The organism is Moorena sp. SIO3E8 (genome assembly GCF_010692445.1).
Classification (GTDB): domain Bacteria; phylum Cyanobacteriota; class Cyanobacteriia; order Cyanobacteriales; family Coleofasciculaceae; genus Moorena; species Moorena bouillonii.
In genome coordinates this window covers 1-10035 of record NZ_JAAHHM010000189.1, presented here as the reverse complement: position 1 = coordinate 10035, position 10035 = coordinate 1, and the positions used below count along the sequence as shown (strand labels likewise).

General features: G+C 42.9%; 11 protein-coding genes. 2 read left to right on the top strand and 9 right to left on the bottom strand.

Annotation, left to right across the window (positions count from 1 at the left end):
* Positions 1-123 precede the first annotated feature (123 nt).
* From F6K46_RS35625 to F6K46_RS35595, 7 genes are all read right to left on the bottom strand, one after another.
* On the bottom strand, positions 124-486 hold the full coding sequence (locus F6K46_RS35625; protein WP_293067136.1) for a hypothetical protein: 363 nt from the start codon (positions 484-486) through the stop codon (positions 124-126).
* Between the two features lie 48 nt (positions 487-534).
* Positions 535-1629 carry a glycine amidinotransferase gene (locus tag F6K46_RS35620; RefSeq protein WP_293067133.1) on the bottom strand — a complete coding sequence of 365 codons (1095 nt, stop codon included), beginning with the start codon at positions 1627-1629 and terminating at the stop codon, positions 535-537.
* Positions 1630-1741: 112 nt separating this feature from the next.
* Positions 1742-1945, bottom strand: coding sequence for a hypothetical protein (locus tag F6K46_RS35615; RefSeq protein WP_293067130.1), 204 nt, complete (start codon positions 1943-1945; stop codon positions 1742-1744).
* A gap of 801 nt (positions 1946-2746) precedes the next feature.
* Positions 2747-3679, bottom strand: a complete 933-nt coding sequence (locus F6K46_RS35610) for an SDR family NAD(P)-dependent oxidoreductase (protein WP_293067127.1) — start codon at positions 3677-3679, stop codon at positions 2747-2749.
* A gap of 945 nt (positions 3680-4624) precedes the next feature.
* Entirely contained in the window at positions 4625-5173 is a 549-nt protein-coding gene (gene frr / locus F6K46_RS35605) for a ribosome recycling factor (protein WP_075895566.1), read from the bottom strand.
* A complete protein-coding gene (pyrH, locus tag F6K46_RS35600; RefSeq protein ID WP_293067144.1) occupies positions 5160-5888 on the bottom strand; it encodes a UMP kinase in 729 nt (242 codons plus the stop codon). Before pyrH ends, frr begins: the two co-directional genes overlap by 14 nt.
* Before the next feature lie 121 nt (positions 5889-6009).
* The gene (locus tag F6K46_RS35595) at positions 6010-6558 is read right to left on the bottom strand and encodes a thioredoxin family protein (RefSeq protein ID WP_293067124.1); all 549 of its coding nucleotides are present in this window, start codon (positions 6556-6558) and stop codon (positions 6010-6012) included.
* A 329-nt stretch (positions 6559-6887) separates the two neighbouring features.
* Here F6K46_RS35595 and F6K46_RS35590 point away from each other — a divergent pair, with 329 nt between their 5' ends.
* Both F6K46_RS35590 and F6K46_RS35585 read left to right on the top strand, forming a co-directional pair.
* A complete protein-coding gene (locus F6K46_RS35590; RefSeq protein ID WP_293067121.1) occupies positions 6888-7793 on the top strand; it encodes an alpha/beta fold hydrolase in 906 nt (301 codons plus the stop codon).
* A 414-nt stretch (positions 7794-8207) separates the two neighbouring features.
* Entirely contained in the window at positions 8208-8441 is a 234-nt protein-coding gene (locus tag F6K46_RS35585; RefSeq protein WP_293067118.1) for a hypothetical protein, read from the top strand.
* Here the strand turns inward: F6K46_RS35585 and F6K46_RS35580 are convergent.
* Both F6K46_RS35580 and F6K46_RS40440 read right to left on the bottom strand, forming a co-directional pair.
* Positions 8418-9245, bottom strand: coding sequence for a DUF6816 family protein (locus F6K46_RS35580; protein WP_293067115.1), 828 nt, complete (start codon positions 9243-9245; stop codon positions 8418-8420). The genes F6K46_RS35585 and F6K46_RS35580 overlap by 24 nt on opposite strands.
* 410 nt (positions 9246-9655) lie before the next feature.
* Positions 9656-9901 (bottom strand): zinc ribbon domain-containing protein, encoded by a 246-nt coding sequence (locus F6K46_RS40440; protein WP_366510857.1) that lies wholly within the window; start codon positions 9899-9901, stop codon positions 9656-9658.
* Between the last annotated feature and the right edge of the window lie 134 nt (positions 9902-10035).

Sequence of the window (10035 nt, the reverse complement as noted above, 5' to 3'; positions counted from 1 at the left end):
GGTAGAATACAGGTAACATTGTCAATAGGTAGGTCTTGTTGAACAAAAGAGACCTATCTTTTTTTTAGCACAAAATGGTGAAAGCTTTACATTTAAAGCTTTTCAGGCTATTTCGTCACCCCTTCAGGATTCTAAGACATCACATGCTAAGCCCAAGATAGGGGTTACTTTATTAACTGCACTGTTTTGGAACTCAATCAATCGTTGAAAAACATCGTCATTGGCTTCTATAATCACATGTTCTTCTGGAGCATAAGACTGAATAGCATTAGCCGATATTCCCAAGCCAAAGCCACATTCTAAGATCCGACCACCATGGCGAGTGACTAACGCCGCAAAAGCCCCCATATAAGGGGTTTCCCAACGTTCCATAACCGGATGTCCTTCGATCACCAATTTTTCATCCGTTAGGACTTCTTTTTGAGCAGACCATCGTTGGGGATCCGCGCTTGTTTTTAACCCTTGATAACCGCTTTCAAAATTCATCTTCTTGACGTCTTGACCCTCTTAACTGGTAATTACTATTGTTAGTTTTTAACCACAAAGCGGTTGATAATTTAAATTGGTAAAATAATCTTCACACTCACCTTTTCGGCGAATATCCCAAGTTGCACAATGAAAAGACCCCCCAAATTCAAAGACATGTCTAAAGGGTAAAGGAAAAACCTCAAATCCATGCTTATCCAACAATTCTTGGAGAGGTTTTTCTCTTTCCTCACAGATAACCTTTGTCGGTGATATACTCAGAACATTCATTGACAACCACTTACTGGACTGGCAAAACATTGGCATTTCATCATTCGAGCAAGTGGGTTGAGGAACTGTGATAAACTCCCAGCCATTGTCTTTAAATATCTTCTCCTCCTCTTCCCGTATAGGTCTTTCAGGGTTTGTCAAAATAAGACCTGGTCGCAAAGGAACAAACGTACAGTCAATGTGTGAGGGGAAAAAATCAAGGGGAAAATGAACAGGGTGAACCCGAAATCCTCTTGGTTCTAGGTGCTTTTTTAACCACCGAATTCCTGTTCTATTTGTTGTCATCGATTCCTGAACTAATATATCCTTTCCTAATCTGCTACAGTCAGCCGCATCAAAAATAACTTCATCTTGTGTAATACAAAATTCAAAATCATGCATACGCTTAAATCTTTCTTCTAAAGACAGCTCCCAGAAATTATCTAGATACATACTATCCTGCATAGTCGGTTTAGGCGCAGCATTCCAAATCATATGGTCGTCTTTATTCCAATATTCATAGACTAATTTCCGGTAAGGTAAGTATTCAAAAAATCTTGCTCTCTTCGACATAGTCGCTTCCAGGATTTCATTACCAAAGGTAATCATGACATCCCGAGGACAGACTCCACAGTATTGATTAGCAACTTCAAAGTAAGGGGTTTTTATAGATTTTGTAAAATCAAATTTTTCTGGTCTTCTTACTATCACATCGTGGTCTTTTAATAAATAAGCCAGTCCATTTAATTCCTCATTAGCTTTTTCAAGGACTTTAGGGTCTTTAGGTCCACTGGGGAAAGGAATGATTTCCGCTAAATTCTGATCTCTTAATTTCGGATGATTCCCTGGTTCTTTTGGTTCAAAGCTAGCGTAGTCTGCAATTCCTACGACCATTTATTCCAATTCATCCCATTCATTCCAGGAATTAACAATTTTTTCCGACATTTCTGATATCCTTATCTATATACTAGCTAAATTTTGTGCGTTGCCTAAATGTGGGATAATTTTAATAGTTTTGTAGAATGGGCAAGATGCCCGTTCCAATCTGTGGAATAGGCATCTTGCCCGTTCCAATCTGTGGAATAGGCATCTTGCCTGTTCCAATCTGTGGAATGGGCATCTTGCCTGTTCCAATCTGTGGAATGGGCATCTTGCCTGTTCCAATCTGTGGAATGGGCATCTTGCCTGTTCCAATCTGTGGAATGGGCATCTTGCCCGTTCCACCCAGCAGGTCAAACAGATTTTAGGAGATGCACCCCTTAAAAACACAGCTGATGCTGTTATCACCGTTTAAATGCATAACAGCTGACAGAGTTTCCCTTCACGGAAAAAATCAAATTGAGTATAAGTAGAGTATCCTACAAATACAGAATCCAATTTTTATCATTCATCATTGACAACAACTGTCTTTCAAAAGAAAGACAGGTTAAATCATATCATTACAAATTTGCACTTTTTGATTAAGGTTACATTTATTTACAAAATCTTAAATCTAAATCTATATATAATTTTTTTGTATTTATATATAGTTAACAAATACCATAAGTAGTAAACTTGATCCGATATCACTAGTATTTTTGTTGATAGTTGACAGTTGCTTGACTGTCAACTCTGCTATAACAATCGCAAAAACTTGTTCACATATTTATTGTGGTTAGATAAATTTTTTATACAAGTACTTGACAAAAGCCCGGTTTATATCAATTCAAATAGCAGCACTCTAACCCAACATAAATAACAGTAAGCATATGCGCTACTTGAGGTGCTACTTGAGGTGCCGTCAGCTATCAGCTTACACAAGACTTAGAGGTTGTCTGAGAAGTCCCATTTGCTACATCCAAGCCCCCTAAATCCCCCAATTTTGGGGGACTTTTAGAAGCAAATGGACTCTTGTTCCCCCCAAAGTTGGGGGGCTAGGGGGGCAAAATTCAGTATCAAAAAACTTTTCAGATATCCTCTTAGGCAGCCAATCTATATGTAGGCTGTCTAAGTCCTGTTCATATCGGAAAAATTAATCAGGAAACTTGTCTTTCAAACCTTGATCAAACCCTTTATCAAACGTTTGTATATTAGATCTAAAGAAGCCAAAATCCAAAACTATTCTCCAAAATCCTTTCCTGTTGCCTGTTGCCTGTTGCCTGTTTGCTATTTCTCCAAAACTTTTACTTCTAGATAAAGATAAAGGAGCTACAATCCGTAACACTTTCTCCAATAGCGAAGGAAAGAAACGCTGACACCATATAGCTAAATGACTTTGCCATCCCACTAAAATTTCCGATGAGTTCTTCTCCAGTTTGGCGACTAGTACCTTAGCGACTTTTTGGGGAGTCATCGGCAAGACCCAGCGAAACAAGTGTAATCCTCGCGCCATATCAGTATCTGTTAAGGATGGCAGTAAAGCCATTACCCGGATATTTTCTCGCGCTAACTCTCCCCGTAACGCTTGAGTAAAACCAACAATCCCAAATTTGGTAGCGGAATAGCTTGCCATCGTCGGTGCTGCCACCTTACCCATCAAACTAGAAACATTCACAATAGTGCCTTCTCGTCGTGCTGCCATGCGTCGCCCAATTAAACGAGTCATTGTGTACATACCCATTAAATTCGTGGCGATTTCTTCCTGCAAATTTTGCAGTTTGGATTCTAGAAAAGGAGCTTGATGAGCAACGCCAGCACAGTTAACTAACAAATCAATTGGTCCGTAACTTCGCCAAGCTCGTGCGATCGCAATATTGACTCCTACTATTTGGGTTAGATCTAAGACAAGCGTCACAACTAGTACCCCTTGTCGTTCAATCTCAGCCGCCACTTCTATTAAACGTTGGCGATTTCGCGCCACCAACAGTAAGCGTCTTATTCCTTGTTGGGCTAATTCCAGAGCGATCGCTCTGCCAATACCACGAGAGGCTCCGGTAACCAGAGCCGTTTTTCCCTGAATCTTCATGTGCTATAATACCTATAGTTGAAAACAAACAAGCATCGGATGCGTCGCTAAACCCACTCAGACTCAAATTAGTCGCAGTGAAGTTAGTGACACTGAAGCTATTGACAGTGAAATCTTGCTCCCACGCAAGGGTTATCCGTAGGCAGTTCAAAATTGGTAAAGACTACCTACAAATAATTGATGGCAACAGCCTTATCCCCGACCCTAGCTATCGGACTATTGGCTAAGGGAGTCAAAGCAGCGGCAATTTGCCATTCAGTCTGGTGGATAACTGGTTAAGATATTTCTCCCCGGTTTGTTGCGGAAACTTGGTAAGAATCGGTGGTCGAAATATCCTTCAAATCATTTTGGCATCACTTAATCAATCCGTAGCCAGAATCGGTGTTGATGTAGAGCATGGTTGGTACCCTCCTTGAAATGAGTATTTACCAGTAACTAAGCCATAAGCCTACACTAACAACACTAACTCTCAACTGCAACATATATTAACATAAACCTATTGTTTTTTACATTTATATACGAAAAATTCATACATCAATTAGGATGAAGCATTTAGTCAATATTGTTTGAACCCCTTACCAAATCTAGGATTGAGTCGTTTACTTCCTAAATTTTGTTTTTTTGTTCAACAATAAAAAATATGAGAAAATTAACAAAGTGTTCAGGTAGATTGAAAAATTCCGCTCATCCTAGACCTGGCTAGTCGTGGCATGAGCGGGTGATTTTGTTCAAGTAGATTAAAAATTTCCGCTCATCCTAGACCTGGCTAGTCGTGGGATGAGCGGTTCATTTTTAAATGAGTATCAAATAACTAGTAAGTACACAAGTACAACAATTACACACAACTGTGAATGCTGATAGAGGGAAGAGTTGCCAAAATGAACTCACCCCCCACCGAGAATAGCATTACACAGTAACATGACACAGTAGCATTACACAGTAGCATTACACAGTCATGATGTCTTTTTCTTTAGCCGCGAACACTTCATCAACTTTTTTTGTGTATTTATTCGTCAACTTCTGAATCTCGTCCTGCAAATCCCGTGACTCATCCTCAGAGATTTCCTTATTTTTTTCCTCTTTTCGGACAGAGTCAACGGCATCACGACGGATATTGCGAATCGATACTCGACCTTCCTCCGCAAACTTACTTGCCATTTTGACAAATTCTTTACGGCGCTCGCTAGTCAGTGGAGGAATATTTAACCGCACGACTTCACCATTGTTGTTCGGAGGCAAATCCAGATCCGAAAGAGTAATTGCTTTCTCGATCTGGTTCAGCATACTTTTGTCGTAAGGTTGGATGGTGATTGTACTAGCGTCTGGCGTGTTGATATTAGCCAAAGATTTCAGGGGGGTTGGGGTACCATAGTACTCAACCATCACCCGATCCAATAGACTAGTACTGGCGCGACCAGTCCTAATGGTATTGAACGCCCGTTGAGTGGCCTCAACAGCTTTATGCATACTGGTTTCGACATCAGCTAATTGCACAGGAACCTCCCACTATTGTTCCAACAGTTTCTCCCATAACAGCGCGGTGAATATTACCCCGCACCCTTAGATCAAATACCATAATTGGGAGGTTATTCTCTTTACATAATGCGATCGCAGTACTATCCATCACCCGCAAATCCTGACTTAGGACATGGCTGTAAGTCAGGCTCTGATACCGTCGGGCATTAGGATTCAGGTTAGGATCACAATCATATATACCATCAACTTTAGTTGCCTTAAATATTACCTCAGCATCGATTTCTGCCGCTCGTAAAGCAGCGGTGGTGTCAGTGGTAAAGAAGGGATTACCACTACCTGCACCAAAAATAACCACTCGTCCTTTTTCTAGGTGGCGAATGGCACGACGCCTGATATAGGGTTCTGCCACTTCCTGCATTTCGATTGCAGTTTGCACCCGTGTCGGGATATCGTTTCGTTCTAGAGCATCTTGCAAAGTCAAGGCATTCATCACTGTGGCAATCATACCGATATAATCAGCAGTTGCCCGATCCATCCCCCCCGCTGCAGCTTTGAGTCCGCGAAATATATTGCCACCACCGACAACGATTGCCATTTGAACACCTTCATTCAAAACGGCAGCCACTTCAGCTGCGATTTCCTGAACCACTTCCGGTGAGATGCCGTAGCCCAAATTGCCCATCAAGGCTTCACCGCTCAATTTTAGTAAAACCCTTCGGTATTTTATCCCCATGCCACGACTCTTTGTTATGAAATTGTTATCCACATCAAGATAACAGTCAAATTTGTCATTCGTCATAGGTCATAGCTGATCCCTCATCGCTGATCGCTCATTTTTAATCCCAGCTTAAGGATTATCGCCACTGAATAGGACTACCAGTTACCTTAGTTGATTGTGGTGAAATCTCTTGCCCTGTTAAAAGAGACGCGATCGCACTGTTGAAGTAATGGGCTTGTACTGCGTCACCATCTTGGGGATTATCATCAATCGAACCATTATAGCATACAATTCCCTTATTGTCAATCAAAAATGCCTCAGTGGTTTTCTGGGCACCAAAGCTGTGAGCTACATCTTGAGTTGGATCCCAAAGGTAAGGAAAATTCAATTGCTGATCTTGGCAGAACTGCTTCATCTCCTCAAAACTCTCTGCGGGGTACTGATAAACATCATTGGCATTAATGCCCACTAGGGTAAAACCTTGATGTTCAAACTGGTCTTGAATCTGTTTGAGTCTTGGGATGTAGCAATTGACATAGGGGCAGTTGTTGCCTAAGAAAATAACTCCCACTCCTGAGAAACGTTCTAAGTAACGGCAGAGATGGTGAACCTGCTCATCAGTTCCCGGCAATTCAAAATCCGGAGCATAACTGCCAATGGTGATGATGATTTTTTCTATAGTCATGGGTGATGGGTGATAGGTGATGGGTGATGGGTCAACCCCCTTTAGCATGGAAGCTTTGCTTAAGGGGAGATGATGCGATCGCCAATTAGCTCATAGACGAATTTAGCATCAAGGGGAAATTTCCCGACCCAATTCTAAATCAAGGGTATTCGACCTGCTCAGATGCTAAAAGAGCTTCTGGAGCATTTTGGCAACCTTCACCATAGGTTGTCGTGGCTGAATAGGCAATCCGTAAAATCACCACTCTTGCAGCTGACTATTTACCATAGTTACTAGGTTTTGTTACACAATGTAAAGGTAAATATGGCATAACTTGGGATTTTTTGAGCATGTCCTCCTCTTTCACAGCCCCAATCAGGGATCAGATTGAAACAAAAACCTGGATGTGGCAGGGCTTTTCGATTGGGTATAAAGCTTACGGTAATTCTGGACCAGCTGTGGTGATGGTGCATGGCTTTGGGGCATCTTCCGGACATTGGCGCAAGACCTTGCCAGTGTTGGGGGAAAACTGCCGATGTTATGCCATTGATTTGATTGGCTTTGGGGCTTCAGCTAAACCGACTCCTGGTATAGAGATAGACTATACCTTTGAAACCTGGGGGCAACAAATTGCGGATTTCTGTCAGGAGGTGGTTGGTGGTCCGGCATTTTTAGTCGGAAACTCTATTGGTTGTATTGCCCTAATGCAAACCGCTGTAGATAATCCAGAGCTAGCCAAAGGAGTCGCCCTGCTCAACTTTTCTCTACGACTACTCCATGAGCGTAAACGGGCTGAACTCCCTTGGTATCAGCGTCTTGGCGCACCAGTACTTCAACGATTCTTAAAAATTAAGTGGGTTGGCCAGTATTTTTTTAGTCAGCTGGCTAAGCCTAAAGTAGTGCGTAATATTCTGTTGCAAGCCTACTGCCGTCCAGAAGCCGTCACTGATGAACTGGTTGATCTGATCATGGCACCAGCGGCTGATCCCGGTGCAGCTGATGTTTTTATTGCCTTTACTAGCTATTCTCAAGGACCTCTACCAGAAGACCTGATCCCCATTTTGCCTTGTCCTGCCATCATACTATGGGGCACCGAAGACCCTTGGGAACCCATTGACTTAGGACGAGAATTAGCGAAATTCCCGACGGTAGAAAAGTTTATTCCTTTAGAAGGTTTGGGTCATTGTCCCCAAGATGAAGCACCAGAGATAGTCAACCCGATTTTGCTGAATTGGATTGGGGAAAACCCGGTTTAAGGTTATTAAAGGGTTGAAGGTTAGTGGGTTGAAGGTTGAAGGTTAGTGGGTTGAAGGTTGAAGGTTAGTGGGTTGAAGGTTGAAAGTTTAAGGTTTAAGGTTGAAGGTTAGTGGGTTGAAGGTTGAAAGTTTAAGGTTGAAGGTTAGTGGGTTGAAGGTTGAAAGTTTAAGGTTGAAGGGTGAAAGTTGAAGGGTTAAGGTTTAAGGTTTAAGGTTTAAGGTTTAAGGTTTAAGGTTACCCAGTTACAATCGCGATCGCAAATCCCCCAACACCTTCCCAACGCCACTAGTACTCTTAACCCAACACCTAACCCCTAAAACCATTACCGTAACATTCAACGGTCAACCCTTTAACAACCTTGGCCTTTGGCCACGCTACGCGAACAAACGTCAACCCTTTAACAACCTTGGCCTTTGGCCACGCTACGCGAACAACCGGTTAACCTTCAAGGGGTTAACCTTGGCCAAAAGGCCACGCTACGCGAACAACTTTCAACCTTGGCCAAAAGGCCACGCTACGCGAACAACTTTCAACCTTGGCCTTTGGCCACGCTACGCGAACAACCTGTTAACCTTAAACCCTTTAACAACCTTGGCCAAAAGGCCACGCTACGCGAACAACCTTCAACCGTCCTTGACTGCTACTAGCTCTAATCTATAGCGATAGAGAGCCACAGGTTTTTCCAAGGCTTTAAAGTAATCGGGGTCTTGTGGTGACAGATAAACTGCTGTGACTTGGTCAGCCTTAATAATCGGACTAGGTGATTTATGGAACTGATATGCTGTTGTGGTTTCTACTTCGTTGAAAAAAGGTCGGCGAGTACCGCGAAAAACTTGGTTGACAACTTCTGTGGCAATAAACTGATCGGGAGCTGGTATTTCAGAAGCGCGTCCAGTAATCACCGAAACTAGTTGGCTCCCGGTGCGCAGAAGGGTAATCTGACGATTAGGGGTATTGGGGTCTACTTTGACGGCTCTAATTATGCGATCGCCTAAGTAAGCCTTAGCAATATTCAACCCATTGAACGCTCGGTCAGCAACCACGTCTTCAGCAACCACCTCTGAGGTAGGTTTTAATACTGATAGATTTTTTCTAGAACGTCTAGTTCTAAAGGGAATAAACCAATCCCCAAGTCCTGAGCTTGATTTCCCAACTTGTTGAAACCGCACCAGAAAACTAATGGGCTCCTTGAGATGACTGCGATTACCTTCAAATCCTGGTGTCACTATTTCTGGTGCTAGAGGTGCTATCTGCTCGATCAGGGTGCTGGTAACTTTCCAAGTCCCCTTGATCCAAGTGGGATATAGCAAATCCCCGGTCGCCGCTGTGACTGGCGGTTTGCTTTTCCAATCGGGAAACTGACCTAAACGCTGAGCTAACTCTCCTGCCTGAGCCTCACCACCAGCCAGGAGCAAGGTTAACACCAGACATAATCCCAAAATTCTTCTCAAACCAAAATTCCTCTCACCTTAGACTGGTCAGCGATCTTGCCGGTAAGGCAGATCCCCCCATCTAATCAAGAATCAAAGCAACAGGGGAGTGCTGACCTTTACCATTTTAACTTTGGGTGTCTGCAGTATCGGTGTTTCCACTGAGATATCCTTTTAGATATCCTTTAGCCTAATCCAGGGCTAACTGTCAAGTATAGTTCACTCTCGCGAGAACTGTCCAAAATCTCTAGAGTTCTTGATAATCGATGATTTTACTTAATTTTAATTTGCCTTAAACTATCTGGCTATATCACAAAGATTTCGTGAAGTTAATATAAATTAACGGGAACAAAGTTAATCAGTAATGTTCATATTGAACCTCCCCATCCGTCGCAGGAATTGGGATTCCCAGGTACAATCGTGCGCGACTGTTATCTCCGTGGGCGTAACTTTCCCTGGCCGTAGGCCACGCTACGCGAACGAACCGAAGGTAGCTGGGAGGGGTTAATCCCCAGTTTTTTGAGACCCCTGTTTTTGATGTTTACTGCACCATTGACATCAGCATCATCGTGATAGCCGCATTCAGTGCAGACAAACTTTTCTCCAGATCGATTTTCTGCACTGGTGTGATGGCATTTTGGACATTCTTGGGATGTATGCCTAGGGCTTACCTTGATTACTGGAATGCCTGACTTTGTTACGGTCGATGTCCCCTATTAAGGGGAGCACCTCCGCTTCAGAACTGGGCGTGAGACTTTCACCTCACCCAGCTCCTGGGTAAACTCGGTCTTTGACCGGCCTTTTGGCTTGC

Bases quoted from the DNA above. Each gene is read 5' to 3' on its own strand.
- F6K46_RS35625 (WP_293067136.1), bottom strand. From the start codon at position 486: ATGAATTTTGAAAGCGGTTATCAAGGGTTAAAAACAAGCGCGGATCCC.
- F6K46_RS35620 (WP_293067133.1), bottom strand. From the start codon at position 1,629: ATGGTCGTAGGAATTGCAGACTACGCTAGCTTTGAACCAAAAGAACCA.
- F6K46_RS35615 (WP_293067130.1), bottom strand. From the start codon at position 1,945: ATGCCCATTCCACAGATTGGAACAGGCAAGATGCCCATTCCACAGATT.
- F6K46_RS35610 (WP_293067127.1), bottom strand. From the start codon at position 3,679: ATGAAGATTCAGGGAAAAACGGCTCTGGTTACCGGAGCCTCTCGTGGT.
- pyrH (WP_293067144.1), bottom strand. From the start codon at position 5,888: ATGGGGATAAAATACCGAAGGGTTTTACTAAAATTGAGCGGTGAAGCC.
- F6K46_RS35595 (WP_293067124.1), bottom strand. From the start codon at position 6,558: ATGACTATAGAAAAAATCATCATCACCATTGGCAGTTATGCTCCGGAT.
- F6K46_RS35590 (WP_293067121.1), top strand. From the start codon at position 6,888: ATGTCCTCCTCTTTCACAGCCCCAATCAGGGATCAGATTGAAACAAAA.